Here is a 20505-nt window from a genome sequence, read left to right as displayed (position 1 = left end):
TAAATTGCTTTCACTACCTTAAAGTTGTTAGCACTAATTAATTAATTAATTTATGATTCAATTTAAAAATTAAATTTACACAAATTTTGATTTAACTAACTTTTTTCATTAATACTGCTCCTGATAAATTATCTTCACGTAAAATAATTGGTCAAAATTTTTTAATTTGATGATTTTGATCAAATTCTAAAACAACAGCTGATAATTGTTTTAATCCTTTAGCAACATCTAAACGAAATCTGTCTGATTTTTGATAAAACATTGCTAAAATCGAATTTACTTCTGCACCAATAATTCCTTCAAATGGTCCAGTCATTCCAACATCAGTAATATATGCTGTATGATTATAAATTTGAAAATCATTAGTAGGCACATGAGTATGAGTTCCTAAAATTGCACTTAATTTACCATTAAAAGCTCTTAAGATTGCATTTTTTTCACTTGTTGTTTCTGAATGAAAATCTAAAATGTGAATATCATGATCTTGGTTATCAATTAAAAATTTCTCTAAATAAACAAAAGGATTTAAAACACAATTTTGTTTTGTATTAGCATTAATTAATTTAATTGATCCACCTAACATGTTAGTAATGCGAATTCTTGTTTGATTAACAACAACTACTTTTGAACCAACACCAATGTTGTAATGAATAAAATCTTCACTTAAATTAATTGGGCGAATAATATCATCTTGTTGGGCTAAAATTTCTAATCCTTCTGATTTATTTCACGTGTGATTACCCATTGTAAAAAAATCAATTTTGGCTCGTTTTAACTGATGGTAAATTTTTCAAGTAATTCCTTTACCATGTGCAGCATTTTCAGCATTAGCAATGACAAAATCAATTTTATGTTGTTCAATTAAGTGATTTAAATGTTGGTTAACCATTTTTCTTCCTGGTTTACCAAAAATATCACCAATAAATAAAATACGCATAACTAATTTTTCAAAAAACTTATTTTAGGATTATTTGCCACAATATCTTTTTCTTGATGTGAAGAAATAAATTTGATTTTTAAAATTTTAATTGTTGAAATATTAAAAATTTTGACAATTTTACCTGCGCCAAATATTTCATGTCGCACCATAGCGCCAACATAAAAACTTTCTGGATCAATTTTAGAAAGATGGTTTTCTTCACGATCTTCTTTTTGATCATCTTGATCTTTTCAGTCATAATAGTTTTTCGCTGTTTTTCATTTAGAATCTAAAATCGAATCTAATTTTTGACGAATCACATCATTACATTTTTCTGCTTCAAGAAAAAAACGTGATTCATTGAAGTATGAATTAGTAGCAAAATCTAAAACTTTTGAAGAAGAAATAAATAATCTTTTAATTGCTCTTGTAAATGCTACATAAGCTAATCTTCTCTCTTCTTCAATTTGTTCAAAATAGTCAAAATTTCTTTTGGAAGGAAAAATGCTTTCAGTCATATGAATTACAAAAACATAAGGAAATTCTAAACCTTTAGCACCATGAATAGTCATTAAATTAACCCGATCACCTGCACCCTGATCATTTTCTTGATTTAATTCTAAAAATAAAGTAATTTCATCAAGAATATCTTCTAATTTTTTACTTGGATCATTAATTTGGATTTCAGAAAGAGATTTCATAAATGATTCAACGTTTTCAAAACGATGAGCATCAATGTAAGGATCTAATGAATCTTTATAACCACTAACTTCAAAAATTTTTCAAATTAAAACACCAACATCACTACGATCTAATTGACGAATTTTTTCAATAGTTTCACAAAATTTCTTTGCTCCTTTAATTGCATTACTACTTAATCCTTTAATATTTTCTGCTTGCTCAAACGCTTGATACAAATTAATTTTTTGAATTGAAGCAAAAGTATAAATTGTTTCAAATGATTTATCAGCAATTCCTCTTCTTGGAAGATTACATACATTTTCAATTGAAATTGGATCATTTGATAAAACTAAATTTAAATATGAAATTAAAGTTTTAATTTCTTCTCGTTGATAAAATTTAACTCCATTGAAAACAACATAAGGAATTTTGTTATTAATTAAATGTTCTTCAATTTTTTTAGTAATGAAATTATTGCGGTATAAAATGGTAATGTCGTTATATTTAATTTCAGGATCTTCTGCCATTAATTTTTTAATTTGCTGACAAATTCATTTACACTCTTTTTCATTATCATTAGCATAATAAGAAAAAATATTTTCACCACCTAATTTTTTAGTAAATAATCGTTTCTTAATTCGATCACTATTATGATCAATTAATGTGTTAGAAACATTTAAAATTTTTTGGGTTGAACGATAATTTTCTTCTAATAAAATTGTTTTAGCTTCAGGAAAAAGTTTTAAAAAATCTGAAATAATGCTTGGACTAGCACCACGCCAAGCATATATTGACTGATCAGGATCACCAACAACAAAAACATTACGTTTTTTAGCACTAATTAGTTTCACAATTTTAAATTGAATTGGATCAGTATCTTGAAATTCATCAATTAAAATCGCATCAAAAGCATTTTGTCAATATTTTAGCACTTCTGGTATTTTTAATAAACGAACTGCATAAATTAGAATATCATCTAAATCAATTAAATTTTCAGCAACTAAAGTATCACAATACTGACGACAAATTTTAATAAAATCATGATAAATTTCTAAACTACGTTCACTAGTTGGTTCAGTAATATCAATAATTTTATGACGGTGCAGTAATTTTTCAAAAATTCATATTGATTGAACATCTAAACTAATATCATTTCTTTTAAAATATAAAATTCATTCCAAACAAACTTTTGGTTTAATTTTTTTTTCAAAATGAGATTGAAAGTTTAAGTTTTTAATGATCCTACGTACTAATGTAATTTGATCATCATTACCAATAATTTTAAAATTCGGCTTACGATTGAGAAGTTGAATATGTTTTCGTAAAATTCAAATACAAGACTTATGGAAAGTAGCAATGTGTTTGGGTAGAAAACCACATTCGTTTTTCACTCGAGTTTGAATTTCAACACTTGCTTTATTAGTAAATGTCAAACCTCATATTCTTGATGGAAGAATATGATAATGATTAATTAAATATGAAATTCTTTTTGTTAATACAAATGTTTTTCCTGTACCAGCTCCAGATAGTACTAAACAAGGTTTTAATTCAGCACTAATTGCTTCTAATTGACGTTCATTAATTTTGAAATTCATATTCTAATTTTCTTGTTATTATTTTTATATATCATCTTAATTTAATTTTATTGTTCTTGCTTAAAATTAATGACATAAATTGATCCATATGAATCTTGTCATGTTCGTCTTTTTTTAGCTCAATAAGTACTTAGTAAATATAAAAATTGCATAAAAAAAATAATTCAAAAACTAATTGAGAAAAAAATCGACAAAATTTTAATTGTAGTATTAGAGTTATTTAAGTTTTGACGAAATAAAATGTTAATAATTAATATAAAAATATTTTGTTCAATTGGTAAACTAATTAAAACAGTTGTTAATAAAAGCATAAAAGTTGGAAAAACAAATAAAATCACTAATTCTTTACGTAATAATTGTCATAATTTTAATTTAATTGTTTTTAAAGATGTTGTTTCATTAACAATTCTAACTTTAAAAATTCAACCAAATAAAGTTCAACCTTTACTAATTTTAACAAGCAAAACAAAATAACAATAATAGATTAATCAAATATAAATTCATAAAAAAATCACCCTTCAATGATCAATTAGATAATTTAGTGATGAACTATAATTTAATTTTGTTAATTCACTTCCTAAAGAACTATTAGGAGTATAGGCTAAAATCATTAAAATAAAAATTAAATTAATACTATATAAAAATAATAAATCTAAAAACCGAATTAAAATTCTTTTTCAACCGCTTGTGAAAAAAAATTTTACTTCTTCAATTTCTGGTTTATTAAATTTAATTTTTGGTTTTTTATGAATCATTAGTAATTACTTGAACAATCTGCTAATTTTATTCTAATAATTTTATCAATTAGATGATGACAACAATATTTTATATTGTTAATTTGATTATTATTAAATTTAAAAATCCTTCTGATTATTATAAAATCAAAAGGATTTTTAGTGGTTTAAATCTTTAATTGAAAATGGCGGAAGCTGAGGGATTTGAACCCCCGCGCACATTTGGTGCCTATTGGTTTTCGAAACCAACCCCTTCAGCCACTTGGGTAAGCTTCCATTTTTAGTAATATTTAATTTTAATACTAAAAATTAATTAACAAATTAGTTACTAAAAACTAAATAATTCAACTAATTATTAAGTTTGATTATACTAAAAATATTAACTACCTTTTTCATCGTTTAAAACAGTACCTAAAGTTGCCATAGTACCAGCTAAATTTTGTAAATTAGGTGGAATAATAATTTTAGTAGCTTTACCATTAGCAACTTTTTCAATTTGCTCTAATGATTTTCACACTAAAACTTTTTTGTCTAGTTCAGCATTTTTTAGCATTTCAATTGCTTTTTTCTGACCTTCAGCAACTAAAATTTCACTTTCTTTAACTGCTTCAGCTTGTAAAATTTGTGATTGTTTACGTGCCTGAGCAGATAAAATGGTTGCTTCTTTTTCACCTTCAGCTTTTAAAATTGCTGCTGCTTTAAAACCTTCCGCTTCTAAAATATTAGCACGTTTTTCTCTTTCAGCACGCATTTGTTTTTCCATGGCTGATTGAATTTCAAATGGAGGAATAATATTTTTTAATTCAACACGATTCACTTTAATGCCCCAACTATCTGAAGCTTCATCAAGAATAATTGTTAATTTAGAGTTAACAGTTTCACGTGAAGTTAAAGTTTGATCTAATTCTAATTCACCTAATAAGTTTCTTAAAGTTGTAGCAGTTAAATTTTCAACTGCTGCGATTGGATGTTCAACGCCATAAACAAATAATTTAGGATCAGTAATTTGTAAATATACAACTGTATCTACTTTAATAGTGGCATTATCTTTAGTAATAACATCTTGTTTAGAAAAATCAAAAACTTTTTCTTTTAAATTTTCTCTTAAAACAACACGTTCAATTCATGGAATAATAAAATTCAAACCTGTAGTTAAAGTTCTTGAATATTTACCTAAACGTTCAACTACAACAAAATCAGCTTGAGCCACAATCTTAATTGAAAAAACAACTGAAAGAATTAAAAAGAGTAGAAATAAAACTAAAAATGTAATTCCAATAATTAAACCGATCATAAAATGATTTGATGTATTTCTTTGTTTATATTTATTGATTATTTATTATATGTTTTAACAATTAATTTATTACCAATAATTTTATCAATAATAACTAAAGTACTTTCAGGTAAATATTTTTCATTTTCATTAATAGTACGAAAATATTTACCATCAATTTTGACAATCCCATACTGAAAATCAGGATGATCTTTAATATAACTTGGTTTTGTTAAAACTGTTGTTCGACCAACTAATGTGTTTAAAAGTTTACTACTGTAAGAATTAAAAAATTTAATTTTCTTAAATATTTTTCAAAATAAGAAAAATAAAATAAACCAACTAGCTCCAAAAGCTCCCAATTGCACTAAAATCGACCATCACTCTTTATAAAAAAATACTATTACTAATGGCGCAATACAACTTAAAGATGTGATTAAGAAAAGATAAGAAGTTAAAAAAAGTTCAATTATGATTGCAATTAAAATAATACCTGCTCATAAACATAATAAAATAATTTGTCCAACGGTCATTTTATGTTTTTCCTATTTTTTTAGCAATTCATCTATAAATTTTATTAATTCAATAAAAGTAAAAATAAAAATTTAGTTATTAATATCTTGATTGTTGTTTATTAAACTTAATTTAAAAAATTTATTTGAGTTATAAGTTTTAATTTGAAAAATATTGTTGAATTTAATTTTAAATTTAAATTATTTTTAATATTTAAAAATCAATAACTTCATACTAGTTAAATTATACAATATTTAATCTATTAATTTGCTTAAATATAACTAGAGATTAGAATAGATATTCAACAAAAAGAACCAGCATCTTTAACAATGCTGGTTCTTTAATTGATTTTAATATAGAAACGTTTTAGTTTATTAATAACTTAAAAGAATAAAAAAATAAGAAAAACTAAAAAACAATTAAAAATTAAAAAGGTATATTATAACTTATTCCAACTTGTGACATCTGATTCTTAAATATTTAAAAAGTTTTATAGACTAGTTTAAATAGGTAATTAAATGAAAGTAATAAAAATAAAATAGAGATTAATTAAAAGATCGAGGAATTTTATGGATAAAAAAAGGTTTTAGTATTTAAAGAGAGACTTAAATTACAGATCTTTAGAATTAGAAAAATATATTTGATGTAACAAAAAAGTTATTTTTTCGAAAGGACTTTTAAACTGAAAAATTAAAGAGGATAATAAGTTGGTTGTGTATTTTAAAACTTTAAAAAATAATAATTTTAAAAAGAATAAATTAAATTATGAATTAAATAAACAAGGACGCAATCATTAAACAAAAACTATTTTTCTCACAAAAAATGCGAAAAATAGCTAAAAAGGTTAAATGAAATTTCTTAAGAATCAGACTTACTATTAAAAGATAACCAAGACAATGAATAAATTTAGAAATAAAATGTTACTAATAAAGTTTGTTTCTATATATTACTTGTTATCTGAATTTTATTAAAAATGAGTACAACAAAATAATTAGAATGAAAAACTAATTAATTTTGATATTAATAAAGAATCTATCAATAAAATGGTGGCTTCGGGCAGAATCGAACTGCCGACACACGGATCTTCAGTCCGTTGCTCTACCGACTGAGCTACAAAGCCAAAAATGGAACTGTTGAGATTTCAACTTGGTGTTGCTTGTCACAAGATTATATCATAAAAATTATACAATCATACAATTCCAAATAAACTATAGAATCTGGATAGAATCGAACTATCAAAATTTCCACGGTATTTTATACCAAACAAATTACAGATTCATAAAATGGCGGAACTGACGGGATTCAAACCCGCGATCTCCACTGTGACAGAGTGGCGTGTTAGGTCTCTACACTACAATTCCAAAAATGGTTGCGGGAGAAGGATTCGAACCTCCGACCTTCAGATTATGAGCCTGACGAGCTGACCAACTGCTCTATCCCGCGATTAAAAATAGCTTTTTAGATTAATTATTTTAATTAAGGAAAAACTACCAAAACCTATTTAAAATAAAAGAAAGATTATGTAAATTAATACAAAATCTTTCAAATATGCTAAAGTTAGGTTCGTATTTAGCACATTACTATTATATTAAAAGAAATAAAAATTTCACAAAAATTTTTTAAATTCTCTTAAATAATTAAAAAAAGATAAGAATTATCAAAATTTTAACTTCAAACTTTTATCTTTTAATGATATTAAATTTTAAAACAATAAATTAAAACTGGTTGTAGGAAGAAAGATTTGAACCTTTAACTTTCAAAATGTGATTTTAAAAGAAACTATTAATTACTTAACATCCCACAATATAAAAAATAGCTTTTTAGATCAAATAAATCAAACAAAGAAAAACTATTATAACCTTAAAAAAACAGGAGAGTAAAAGATACTACACGGAAAAACAGATTATGTAAATTAATACAAAAATCTTATTAAGGTTGCTAAAGATTAAGGATACTTCCTTTATCTAAACACAGTGTTATTATATTAAATAAATAAAAAATTTAATAAAAATTTTTTAAAAATGATTTTTGATTAAAAAAGTATATTTTCTAAGCCTAACTAAAACTTCTTTATTGAACTCATCACTTCAAATTTTTTTAGATACATACTCTTTAAAACGAAGTTTGATTTTTAATTCAGAACGAATTAATCAATATAAAAAATCATCAACTAATTCATATTGTCAACTGACATAATCATTAGTATTTAATTCTGGTTCTAGATTATTTTTAGGTTTACTTTTATTTATTTTTTTTAATCGATTAAAAATCTTTCGTTTTAATTCAAGATTATTAAAGTATTTATCCCATAAATTTCTCATTAATTGCACTATTTTCAACTTAGTTTGACTATTGAAAATCTGATAATTATTTAAATATCTTTGATTCATGAAATTATTACTTCAAATACTTAATTAATATCTTTTAAATAATGTTTGTTTGATAAAAAAATCAGCACAATTAATGCTGATTTTTTTTAATTACTATTATTAAATATTACTTCTTATCGTTCGTATGAATTGGATTTTTTGGTTTTTTCTGCTTGCTCTTCTTTTCTTCTTTTTTTCATTTCTTCATAAGTATAATACTGAATGTAATTGTTTTCTTCTAAAAAGTTTTCAAACTCGATAATATTTTCGATTGTATATGGTCGATTAGGATCAGAAGCTGATCTACGAACATTAATTTTTTGATCACGTAACTTTTCATAAATTGCATCTAAGGGCTCATGTGATGAAAAAAAGTCATTTCAATAATATTTTACTTCTGTGGAAATACAACAAGCAAAATCTTCACAAAACCGTTTGTTAGTTCATTCAGGTCAAAAAAAGTTAGGAGCGTTTTCATGAACGGTTTTTTTCAAATTTTCAAATTCATTCCTTCACTTCTCCTTGATTTCAGAAGATTCTTCCTCTATTTCTTTTTGTAATAATCTTCATTCATGATTTAATAATTCTTCATGAGCATACTCGGTTTTACTAATAAATTTATTTAAATTTTGATCAAAACTGACTTTCATTATTGAACAAAAGGGCGGTTCTTGATTTAAGTTACGTAATACCTCATAATAAATATCTAATCCTTTAATTGGATCAATTTGGTTAATACCACAAATATCATCTTCTTTTACATATTGATCAAGTTCAGACCTTTTAATGTGATAAATCTTAGTAGGATCAACATAAGAATCCTTTTTTAATATGCCTTTAGCATTAGGATTTGCAGGAAGAAAAACATCATTAAAATTAGGTTCTTTAAATCTTCCATCACGATGTCTAGCACTACGAATTTTTAAATAATAATATTCATCATCACCTTGAGAATAAAAAATAATAATTGGATGAAAACCTAAGTTTTCTCCGAACTCACTAAAAGTAATGTCAGTTTTATTTTTAGTAAAAATTGGCTTCATTTTTTCAATATTCATTTTTATTTACTCCTTTTTAATTAGATTTATTTTATTAAATTTTTATATTGAATAATTTTATTGAATTTTTAATAAAAAAATGAGCACTTAATAAACATAAATATAATTTTTCAATAATTATTTCATGCTCTATTTTGATTTAAATCAACATTTAAAATATTAAAAATTTTATTTTCATATGTTTAAACTTAGTTATTGTTCTTTTAATGATTTTTTAAAATATTCTTTTAAATATTTTTTAACTCTATTTCAACCTAGAATGATTTTATCAAGAAAAATATTGATTCAAAATAAAGATAAAACTCACAAGGAGACATAAATTAAACTTGAAGCAACTGAAATATTGTAATTAAATAAACTAATTGGATTTAAAACTAAATTAGAAGCCTCATTTAAAGTTCCAAGATAAAATGTGTGTCTAGTAACTTGAAGTAAATGGGTTGATGGAATAATAGAACAAAACGATCTTAATCAAGCAGGATAATATGAAAGTGGAAAAAATGAACCGATAAGATATCCGCCAAATAAAAAAACCATAATATTTAAGGCTTGATAAAGAGTAAGAGATTTTAAACGTGATAACAAAATTGGAAAAATTAGTGAACCAAACAATGTTCCAAAAACCATTAATAAAAAGCTTAAAGACACTTTTGATGAATTTAAAATATTAACAATTTGACTATAATCAAAACCTATAACGAAAATAATAAAGATCATAAACACAAATAAAGTAGTGATAAAGTTAATTGCAAAATTAAACAAAAAATAACTATATCTAATTTTTCAATGTTTAATTGGAGTCACTTTAATATCATTAATAGTATTATTAATATTATCTTGAATTTGAACCACAGTTAATGAAAAACTATTAGTAATAGTAGTTAAAAAAATTAATCCTGTTCCGAATTGAAAATTTTCTCTTGCTAATAATGTGGGTTCACGTTCCATTGAAACTAAATTAAAAATTAATAATAAAAATAAAAAAACAAATATTGGAACAAATAAACGAAAGAAAAAACGAAACTTTTGATTTCATAAAGAAACAAATTGTCTTCTAAATAAAATATAAGTACCCATAAACTCTCCTTATTTACTCACTATTGAAATAAATACATCATCCATATCACCTTTAATGATTTCAATATCATTAAAGGTTTGATGATGTTTATAAAGATAATCACTAATTTGTTTGGTATTTTTAAAATTAATAACATAACAATTGTTTTGAAATACAAATTCTTTATTAGTTTTTTGAATGTATTCTTCAAGATTATTATTTTTTTTCGAATAAATTTTTAATCTAGCATAGGTATATTTATTTTTTAAATCATCAACTGTTCCTTGTGCAAGAATTTCTCCTTTATGTAGCACAATAACATGATCGCAATTAGTTGCTTCTTCCATATAATGAGTAGTTAAAATAATTGTTAATAATTTTTGTTTGCGTAAATTATTCAAAATTTTTCAAACTAATTTTCGTGAATTTGGATCAAGTCCAGTTGTTGGTTCATCTAAAAATAAAATATCTGGAGAATGAACAAGCGCTCTGGCTAAATCTACTCTTCTTTTTTGACCACCTGATAAATCTTTGTAAAGTTTCTTTTCAAATTCATTTAACTCAAATAAATTAATTAATTCTTGTACTTTATTTTTAATGACTTCTTTTTTATCTTTTAAATATAAACAAGCTTTTTCATAAAGATTTTCTTTAACAGATAAATAATCATCAAGAATAGAATTTTGAAAAACAATACCAATTTGATTGCGAATATATTCTGGAAAATCATCGACATTTTTGTTATTAATTAATACGTTTCCTGAATCTGCTTTTAAAAAACCTAAAACAATATTTAAAGTGGTTGTTTTTCCAGCGCCATTGACTCCTAAAAAACCAAAAAGTTCTCCTTTTTGAACGCTAAAAGTTAAATTTTTCAAAGCTTGAAATTGACCAAATTTTTTATTTAAATTATCTATTTGTAAGACAATATCTTTTTGTGTTTTGTCCATATAATATTTGTGTTTTGTCCGTATAATATCAACTATTATACTACTTTTAACGTATTAATATTTAATTAAAGTTATAATAACAAATATTGACAAGTTAATAAATGCTTTTGATAAATTATTAATATCTTAATTACATTCAGTTTTTCAAATTTAATTAGTTGTGAATAATTTTGTTTTAAAAAAGTAATTCATAACATTTTTATAAGATATTTTTATTTAATAAAAAATTTAAAACATAAATGAATTATTCAAAGATAAATCATTTTATAGTGATATAAATTTAAAAATCTTAATCGATCATTTTCTAAAAAAATTTAAAATTCTTGATAAAAAAATATCACTTAAGCCACAAAACTTTGTACAAAAGTTATTTTATTTTCCTTAAAACCCTTTATTTATCTAAATTTTTTCACAACACAAAAACTGTCACAAATCTCTTTTTGATTTTTTTATATCTTAATCAGTTAAATACAAACAATTTTTTTAAATTTTTATTAATTAAATTAATAAAATTATCGATTTTAAAAACACGATTTTTAAGTGGATTTTTAATTTTATTAGCAATAAAAGTTTCAATTCAACAACCAATACTTTGAGATAAATGATATAAGTTGTTGATTCCAAATTTATTATTAATAATGAAATTATTTTTTTAAGTTAATGATAATTGGTGAATCAATGCTGATTAAGATATTTTTTAAGTTTTGGGTTGCTAAAAATTGATTAAATTCTTGAATTCACTGCTTAATAAATTGATCACATTCTTTTCTTTTTAGCTTGATTAAATTCATTGATTTAATTAGATCATTAACTTTTTTTGATTTATAAAACTATCTCTTTCTTCAAATTTTTAATTGATATTTTAACTAATAAAGTTTATTTAATGAAAAACCAGCACAATTAATGCTGATTATTTTTAATTACTATTATTAAATATTACTTCTTATCGTTCATATGAATTGGATTTTTTACTTTTTTTTGCTTGCTATTCTTTTCTTCTTTTTTTTATTTCTTGATAAGTATGATATTGAATGTAATTGTTTTCTTCTAAAAAGTTCTCAAACTCGATAATATTTTCAATTGTATATGGTCGATTAGAATCAAGGGCTGATTGACGAACTTTAATTTTTGCTTCTATTAGTTTTTTATGCAAAACTTCTAATCAACTATATTTATAATAATCTCCCAATTCTTCAACAATTACATTAGCAAGATAATCACAAAATTCAAAATTAGTTCGATTAGGTCTAGCAACACTTACATTGTTTTTGTTTGTTTTTAACTGAACTGCTTGATATTTTGCATTTCATTTTTGCTTTATTTGAACAGATTTATCAATTATTTTTGTTTGTAATTTATTTCATTCATCATCCAATAAATCTGGGTGAACATATTCAGTTTTACTAGTAAATTTTTTTAAATTTTGATCATAACTTACTTCCATAATTGAACAGAATGGATCATCTTTTGTTAAATTATATAATAGCTCATCATAAATGCTTAATGCTTTAATTGGATCAATCTGGTTAATACCACAAATATCATCTTCTTTAACATATTGATCCAGTTCAGACTCCTTAATGCGATAAATCTTAGTAGGATCAACATAAGAATCTTTTTTTAATAAACCTTTAGCATTAGGATTTGCTGGAATGAAAACATCATTAAATTTGGGTTCTTTTAAATTCCGATTTTTATCTACAGCGTTACTGATTTTTAAATAATAATATTCTTCATCACCTTCAGAATAAAAAATAATAATTGGATGAAAACCTAAGTTTTCTCCTAACTCACCAAAAGTAATGTCCGTTTTATTTTGAGGTACAATTGGTTTCATTTTTTCAATATTCATTTTTATTTACTCCTTTTTAATTAGATTTATTTTATTAAATTTTTTTGATTTTATTACTATTGAAAATCTATTTTACTGAAAGAACTTTAACTTTTTTAATTTCAGATTGTGATTTTAAAAGAAGCTAATTAATTGCTTTATAACTCTATCAATAAAAATAATCTTTTAGGATTAATCATATTAATTAAAAACGATTAAAACTTTTTATAATAAAAAAAGACTCTGTAAATTAATACAGAGTCTTTAAATCATACTAAAGTTAAATTCGTTCTTAAGACAAAAACATTATATTAAAAAAACAAAAATTATTAAGGATTTAAACCTTAAATTTTTATCTTTCAATGATATTAAACTTTAAAACAATAAATTAAAACTGGTTGTAGGAAGAAGGATTTGAACCTTTAACATTTTAGAATATGAATCTATAAAGAAGCAAACCAATTGCTTAATATCCCACAATAAAAAATAGTTTTTTAGATTAAGTATATAACCAGTATCGTAATCAAGGAAAAACTATTAAAACCTTTTTGGTTAGGATCATAAAAACGCGCAATTTTTTAATAAGAATATAATCCTTAACAATGACATGTTATTTGTTTTTATAAAAATAACTATCATTATAAAAATAGTTTTTTAGATTAAGTATATAACCAGTATCTTAATCAAGGAATGCAACTATTAAAACCGATCTAAAGTAATTATACAATGTTTATCTAAATGTCACATCATACAATTTTATTATGTTTGACAAATAAAATAATTTTTTAGATTAATTATCTATTTAACCAAGGAATAATTATTAAAACCTTTTTAATTTAAGAATTATACAATCAATTTGAATAATCATATAAATCTAAAATAGAATTTAAATTTTATTAGAAAGATAAATTTTAAATTCAAAATAATAATATAAAAGGAGTTATGTCAAAATGACTAATTTAAGAAAGGAGATTAATTATGAATAAAAAAATAAAAACCCCAATAATAACAAAAAAAGAAAGAAAGCAAACAATCTATGAATTTAAAAAAGAGATATCATTAACACAAACAGACTAAACGAAACAAAACTTATCAAACAGAGAATAATATAAGAAGGACGTAAGTAAAATGTAAAAAGAATACAAAATGGTTGACTACGCGATTTTGTAGTTTAAAAATAATTTTTTAGATTAATGATCATAATCAAAGATAATTATTAAAACTTCAATAAAATAAAAGAAAGATTCTGTAAATTAATACAAGAATCTTTCAGTATGCTAAAGTTAGGTTCATCCCTAGCACAATTAATATTGTACTAAAAAAATCAAAATTTTACAAAAATTTTAAACTTTTTTAACAATTCTCAAAAAATGGCGGAAGCTGAGGGATTCGAACCCCCGCGCGCCTTGCGACGCCTTTCGGTTTTCAAGACCGATCCCTTCAACCGCTTGGGTAAGCTTCCAAATCGATACTTTGTTATTATTAATTTTAACAATAAAACAAAGTAAATTAAATTTTGGGTTTAATATGGTGGCTGAGGTGAGACTCGAACTCACGACGTCTCGGGTATGAACCGAGCCCTCTAACCAGCTGAGGTACTCAGCCATAAAATGGTCGGGATAACAGGATTTGAACCTGCGACCTCTTGGTCCCAAACCAAGCGCTCTACCAAGCTAAGCTACATCCCGAAATTAAGATATATTAGAATAATAACTAAATCTAATATATCAAAAATGATAAAATGGCACACCCGATAGGGATCGAACCTACGACCTTCAGTTCCGCAAACTGATGCTCTATCCAACTGAGCTACGGATGTAATAATGGAGGTGTCTGTCAGATTCGAACTGACGTATATGGAGGTTGCAACTCCAGGCCTTACCACTTGGCTAAGACACCGCAAATTGTGATTATTAAACAAAGCAAACAAAAACTAATAAGATTATATCAATTTTTTTATTCTTTTTAAGTTTAAATCACAATTTAAAACTGATTAGACCAACAATTCAAGCAAATCAAAATAAACTAAATTTGCATTGTTATCTCTAAATTAAATTTAATTTAAGAATTTATGTTGGATCTAAAACAAAAAGTATTATTTTAATTTTAGAAGATAATTTGGTTTAAATAATCTTCATTTTTTAGAATTGTTAAGTTTTTTACGATTTTGATGATCACCACTAATAGCAGCTGTTAATATCCCATTAACATTAACTAATGTTCGAAACATATCAATTATTGGATCAATTGCTAATAATGCTCCAAATGTACTACCAAATGGTAAACCAACAACTGAAAAAACGTTTCTAGTTACAATTGAAGCAACACCAGGAACACCTGATAATCCAAATGAACTAAAAAATGTTGCGAAAAATAAAAATACTAAAAAAGTGATTTGTGAAGAAATATCTAAATCACCAAAAGGATTATCAACAAACAACACAAAACCTGCAGCCATAGTTGGATATAGCGCGCCACATGCTACCATTCCCATTGTTGTGCCCAAAGTTGGCATTGTTGATGCTACAGTTTGATCAAGATTAAAATTTTCACGTAATGCTTTTTGACTTAATGGTGTTGTTAAATTTGAAGAAGAAGTTAAAAAAGCACTTAATAATGGTTTTGCCGCCTTTTTTAAGTATGTAATTGGATTAATTCTAGCTTTATATCAAATAAAACTTAATTGCAGCACAAAAATAATAATAATTGCTAATAAGAATACTAATAAAAACCAACTTAAAGAGATAAAAATTTGTGATCCATTTTTAATAATAGCGCTTAAAAATAAACCAAAAACACCAATTGGTAATAGTTCTAAAATAAAATCAGTAATAATTGAAAAAACTTTAAAACCACCAGTTAAAAGATCACTTGTTAATGATAAGTGTTTATCATTTGATCAACGTTTTCTACCAGCATAAACAGCAAATCCAAAAATTAAAGCAAAAATTAATAAACTAATTGTGAAATATTTAAAATTACTAGATGCTAAAACATTAGTTGGTAATCAATCAACAATTGTTACTAAAATACTAGTGTATGCTGGTTTATTAATATTATTTTCTACTAACAATAAATTAATGTTAGGTAATAAACGAAATAGTTGAAATAATAAAATACCTAATAATGTTGCTAAAACTACAGCAATTAACATATATTTAATGGCATGAACTAATGATTTAGAAGGAACATATGTAGCAATTTTACTACTAATGCCAAAAAAGATTAAAGGACCAACAACTAAACTAATTAAACTAAGAAAAACATTTGATAACACATTAGCAATCGAATTAATTTCATAAACTCAATTATACTGATAACTAACAACATCATTGACTCTAGATGTTGATAAACCAGAAAATTGATTAATTCCTGCAAAACCTAATCCTAAAACTAATGCTGAAATAATAGCAGTGTATAAACTATAATTTCAAGCTGAATTAGCTTTTTGTGGTCAAAATCGCTTTGTTAAAATACGTACAGCAATGATCAGAACAACTAATAATGCAAATAAGGCTAAAAAAATATAAGATTCATTAAAAGATACACCAAGAAATGATCTTAAGAAATTATTACTATCAATTTTAGAGGTTTCCATGTAAGATTTTTTGAATTTGATTAATTTTCAGTAATTTCAGTAAAATTCAATAAAAAAAGCAGATACATTACTTTACATAGTATTGTATCTGCTTCATTTTGTTCAAAGTTCTTGACTTCTTAACTATAAAAAATGGTTCTTATCATCATGAAACAAATACAAAAAGTTGTAACAACAACATTTTGTATCTAATGATAATAATTGTTTTTGATAGTTATTAACCATGAAATTTGTTTGAAATATAAATTATGTGATTTATTGGAACAATTCTAATCTATTTTTTAATAAAAAAGATAAAAATTAATAGAAATTAGAGCCGAAGAATAAATTTAGGGGCGGCCAACAACAATCCCAAAAAGTAAGAACAGGTCATTACAGCCTAACGCGAGTATTATAACAAAAAATTAAAAAAAATTAAAAATTTTTAATTATTTATCATAAATCATATTTAATTTCAGTTTATTTTTAATTTTTTTGTTTGATTTTCATCATTTTTTAAACAGGATTTGTTAAAAATCGTTTTTGATCCCCTTTTTATCTTCTTTTTAAATAGCAGAACAAAATCCTAAACCAAAACATAACATAAAATAGCAAAAATTAACGTTTTTTTGTGGTCTAGTTTTTTGAATCGTATAAAAATAGTGTTTAATACACAAAATTTGACACAAAGATTGCTTTATTTTATTGAAAACCCTTTATTTATCTAAGTTTTTGAATAGCTCAAACGTTGGTACAAACCTATTTTTAGTCATTTTTTGTTATATTCAATACTAATATTTTTTAAGTTTATTTTTGACTAACTTTTTTAATCAATTTTTGTTAAAAAACAATTAATTTTTAGTTAATTTGAAACAAAAACTACGAAAATAATCGTTAATTTGGATCAGTTTTTAATCATTTTTATAACTTAATTAATTAAATGCAAACAATTTTTTTAAAGTTTTGATTAACTAAATTAATGAAATTCTCGATTTTAAAAACACGATTTTTAAGCGGATTTTTAATTTTATTAGCAATAAAAGCTTCAATTCGACAACCAATACTTTGGGGTAAATGATATAAATTATTAATTCCAGACTTATTATTAAAAATGAAATTAATTGCTTTTTTTAAGTTAATAATAATTGGTGAATCAATGTCAATCAAGATATTTTTTAAGTTTTGAGTTGCTAAAATTTGATTAAATTCTTCAATTCATTGTTCAATAAATTGATCACATTCTTTTCTTTTTAACTTGATTAGATTCTTTGATTTAATTAAATCATCAAGTTTTTTTCTTAAAAAATATTTAAGTAATTTTCTTTTTATTGGCTCTTGATTCTTTTCAAAATCTTCTAATTGTTCAAATTTTGCTCATGAAATTCTATTAAGAAAAAAATTGTTAATGTTTCTTTGAAGATGAAATTTATCATAAATAATTGTTGCGTTTAATTCTTTAGTTAATTTCTTCATTCATTGTGCTCCATCACAATTAATGATGATTTGACAATTTTCGCGATTAGTATAGTTATCATCTAAAAAATTTTTTAACATCGTTTTTAGATCCATATTATTATCAAAATCATTTTTTTTAATTAATAATAAACTTCGTTCATTTGTAATTTTTTTAGATTTCGAATCATTATTGTTGTATCCTGTATGAAAAACAAACAATCTTAAAAGCGTTTTATTTTTGCTATTTTGATTAGCGAGTTTTAAGAAAGTATCATCAGTTTCAATATAAAGAAAAGGACAATTAGTTAAATCAATTTTGTTTTTGGAACTTAATTGATCATCCTTTTTATGATATCTTTTTTGATAAATATGTTTTAATAAACGAGCAAAACGGGTTTTAGAAATCTGATAAAAATTAGCTAAAAATTCATAAGTTGACTTTAATTTAATGTATTTTTGATAAAATTTTTTCAAGGAACTTTTATTAAAAGAAAGATTTTTTTGAATTTCTAATACTTCATCAAAGGGATAAAAGTCTTCTTCTTTATTAGTTTCTAAATTTAAAAAAGTATATTTTCTACGCCTAACTAAAACTTCTTTATTGAACTCATCACTTCAAATTTTTTTAGATACATACTCTTTAAAACGAAGTTTGATTTTTAATTCAGAACGAATTAATCAATATAAAAAATCATCAACTAATTCATATTGTCAACTGACATAATCATTAGTATTCAATTCTGGTTCTAGATTATTTTTAGGTTTACTTTTATTTATTTTTTTTAATCGACTAAAAATCTTTCGTTTTAATTCAAGATTATTAAAGTATTTATTCCATAAATTTCTCATTAATTGCACTATTTTCAACTTAGTTTCTCTATTAAAAATTAAATTATTAAACATTGTTTTTTTTATCGTTCTTAAAATTTTGAATCTATTTTTTAAATATTTTAAATTAAGTTATTTAATATATTCACATAATATTTTATCTTCTATGAAATATTTTATTCATAAATTTTCATCAATTTTAATTACTTAAAACTTATTAATTTAAGTATTTAAGTAATATTTTATTTATTTTATATAATTTTTTTAATTTTGTTACTATTGAAAATTCGTTTCAATACTTAATAATTCATTAATTCATGAAATTATTTCTTCAAATATTTAAATTGATATCTTTTAATAAAATTTGTTCAATAAAACAATCAGCACAATTAATGCTGATTGTTTTTTTATATTTACTAATTAAATATTGGTTCTATAGTTCTTAAGATTCTGATTTATTTTTTAAATATTCTAAATTAACTTTTTGAATGTATTCATTTATAACCATGTATTGAAAATAATATTTTTCCTTTAAAACATCATTAACATCAATTTTAATTCCTTGATCTTTTAAATATTCCAACAAGATTTCATTTGTTTTTGGATCAACAATTTTATAAACCAAATCAGAATCACAATTATTTTTTAAGGTCACTAATTCTGTTGGAGTTAAAATTAATTTTGTTTGATTCAAATCTTTTAATCATTCAGTTACCAACATTATTTGTCTTTTAATTTCTTTACGTGACCTTGTATTTTTTAATGGAACATATTTGTTTGATAATAAATTTTTCAAATTTTGATCAAATTTTTCTAATCCATCTTTAATATCTTCATTAGATAAATTTTTGTTTTGAAAATAGTTTCAATTATCAATAAATAATTTTTCAATTTCATCGCAAAAATCTGTATTTTTATCAATATGATATCTATATTGACTATAATGATAATGATAATCTTCATCAAAACCATTATTAATACTTTCACAATTTCGTAAAATTTTAAATGTAGCTTTACAGCGGTTTTTAATTAAAAATCGATAAACTTTATCATATTTTGTTTTTTCTTCATCAATTAATTGATCATATTCATAATCAAGCAATTCTCTATGAGCATATTCAGTTCTACTAATAAATTTATTTAAATCTTGATCAAAATTTACTGTAATTAATGAACATAATGGTGGTTTTTGTCGTAAGTTTTTTATTAAAGTACAATAAATTCATGACCCATATACTGGATCAATTTCTTCTATATTATAAATTTCTTTTCAATTCATAAATCGATCAAATTCTTCTTGCTTAATATTAAAAATTTTAGTTGTATCAATATAATAATCTTGGTCCAAAAATTGATCTTCATTAGAATTTTTAGGAACAAAAATTTCTTTATTTTTAATTTTTTTTAAATTTCCATCATTATCTCTAGCACTACGCATTTTTAAATAGCGATAATCATAATTATCATCAGGAAAATAAACAACAAATGGACGATTTTCTAAATTTTTTTCTAATTCACTAAAAGTTACTTCTGCTTTTTTATCAGGAATTATTGTTTTTAACTTTAAATCTAGATTCATAATTACTTATTGTATTACTTTTTATTAAATTTTTTAATTTTGTTACTATTGAAAATTCGTATAAATACCTAAATTTTTTTAATTGA

Annotated in this window: 13 protein-coding genes and 9 tRNA genes; all 22 read right to left on the bottom strand. The window is 23.4% G+C overall.

The genetic code is table 4. From position 1 onward, the window contains the following. Positions 1-91 precede the first annotated feature (91 nt). Complete coding sequence (locus tag MCAV_RS01265) at positions 92-937, bottom strand: TIGR00282 family metallophosphoesterase (RefSeq protein WP_391592079.1); 846 nt, start codon at positions 935-937, stop codon at positions 92-94. 2 nt (positions 938-939) lie between these two features. Continuing rightward, positions 940-3195, bottom strand: a complete 2256-nt coding sequence (locus tag MCAV_RS01260) for an ATP-dependent helicase (RefSeq protein ID WP_391592078.1) — start codon at positions 3193-3195, stop codon at positions 940-942. 47 nt (positions 3196-3242) lie between these two features. Then, positions 3243-3950 carry an RDD family protein gene (locus MCAV_RS01255; protein WP_391592077.1) on the bottom strand — a complete coding sequence of 236 codons (708 nt, stop codon included), beginning with the start codon at positions 3948-3950 and terminating at the stop codon, positions 3243-3245. A gap of 165 nt (positions 3951-4115) precedes the next feature. Beyond that, a tRNA-Ser gene (locus MCAV_RS01250) sits at positions 4116-4205 on the bottom strand. 103 nt (positions 4206-4308) lie between these two features. After that, positions 4309-5223 (bottom strand): SPFH domain-containing protein, encoded by a 915-nt coding sequence (locus MCAV_RS01245; RefSeq protein WP_391592076.1) that lies wholly within the window; start codon positions 5221-5223, stop codon positions 4309-4311. A 38-nt stretch (positions 5224-5261) separates the two neighbouring features. Then, complete coding sequence (locus MCAV_RS01240) at positions 5262-5735, bottom strand: NfeD family protein (RefSeq protein ID WP_391592075.1); 474 nt, start codon at positions 5733-5735, stop codon at positions 5262-5264. 1024 nt (positions 5736-6759) lie between these two features. Then, a tRNA-Phe gene (locus tag MCAV_RS01235) sits at positions 6760-6835 on the bottom strand. 164 nt (positions 6836-6999) lie between these two features. Then, a tRNA-Asp gene (locus tag MCAV_RS01230) sits at positions 7000-7076 on the bottom strand. A gap of 5 nt (positions 7077-7081) precedes the next feature. After that, a tRNA-Met gene (locus MCAV_RS01225) sits at positions 7082-7158 on the bottom strand. Positions 7159-7730: 572 nt separating this feature from the next. Then, entirely contained in the window at positions 7731-8105 is a 375-nt protein-coding gene (locus MCAV_RS01220; protein ID WP_391592074.1) for a hypothetical protein, read from the bottom strand. 113 nt (positions 8106-8218) lie between these two features. Then, on the bottom strand, positions 8219-9142 hold the full coding sequence (locus MCAV_RS01215) for an Mbov_0400 family ICE element protein (protein WP_391592073.1): 924 nt from the start codon (positions 9140-9142) through the stop codon (positions 8219-8221). Positions 9143-9334: 192 nt separating this feature from the next. Continuing rightward, positions 9335-10219, bottom strand: coding sequence for an ABC transporter permease (locus MCAV_RS01210; protein WP_391592072.1), 885 nt, complete (start codon positions 10217-10219; stop codon positions 9335-9337). 9 nt (positions 10220-10228) lie between these two features. Then, the gene (locus MCAV_RS01205) at positions 10229-11149 is read right to left on the bottom strand and encodes an ABC transporter ATP-binding protein (protein WP_391592071.1); all 921 of its coding nucleotides are present in this window, start codon (positions 11147-11149) and stop codon (positions 10229-10231) included. A 985-nt stretch (positions 11150-12134) separates the two neighbouring features. Further along, positions 12135-13001, bottom strand: a complete 867-nt coding sequence (locus tag MCAV_RS01200) for an Mbov_0400 family ICE element protein (RefSeq protein ID WP_391592070.1) — start codon at positions 12999-13001, stop codon at positions 12135-12137. 1350 nt (positions 13002-14351) lie between these two features. Beyond that, positions 14352-14442 (bottom strand) — tRNA-Ser (locus MCAV_RS01195). Positions 14443-14508: 66 nt separating this feature from the next. Next, positions 14509-14585: transfer RNA gene (locus MCAV_RS01190), tRNA-Met, on the bottom strand. 6 nt (positions 14586-14591) lie between these two features. After that, a tRNA-Pro gene (locus MCAV_RS01185) sits at positions 14592-14668 on the bottom strand. A gap of 54 nt (positions 14669-14722) precedes the next feature. Continuing rightward, a tRNA-Arg gene (locus tag MCAV_RS01180) sits at positions 14723-14799 on the bottom strand. A 5-nt stretch (positions 14800-14804) separates the two neighbouring features. Next, positions 14805-14879 (bottom strand) — tRNA-Cys (locus MCAV_RS01175). 196 nt (positions 14880-15075) lie between these two features. Beyond that, positions 15076-16578, bottom strand: coding sequence for a dicarboxylate/amino acid:cation symporter (locus MCAV_RS01170; RefSeq protein WP_391592069.1), 1503 nt, complete (start codon positions 16576-16578; stop codon positions 15076-15078). A 915-nt stretch (positions 16579-17493) separates the two neighbouring features. Next, positions 17494-18915 carry a UPF0236 family transposase-like protein gene (locus MCAV_RS01165; RefSeq protein ID WP_391592068.1) on the bottom strand — a complete coding sequence of 474 codons (1422 nt, stop codon included), beginning with the start codon at positions 18913-18915 and terminating at the stop codon, positions 17494-17496. A 367-nt stretch (positions 18916-19282) separates the two neighbouring features. Further along, positions 19283-20419: an Mbov_0400 family ICE element protein gene (locus tag MCAV_RS01160; RefSeq protein ID WP_391592067.1), complete on the bottom strand. Its 1137-nt coding sequence runs from the start codon at positions 20417-20419 to the stop codon at positions 19283-19285. Between the last annotated feature and the right edge of the window lie 86 nt (positions 20420-20505).

It is taken from the genome of [Mycoplasma] cavipharyngis, from assembly GCF_042984175.1.
Lineage (GTDB): Bacteria > Bacillota_I > Bacilli_A > Mycoplasmatales > Mycoplasmoidaceae > Mycoplasma_N > Mycoplasma_N cavipharyngis.
The sequence above is the reverse complement of the archived record's forward strand: the minus strand, read 5'-3'. Positions and strand labels throughout refer to the sequence as shown.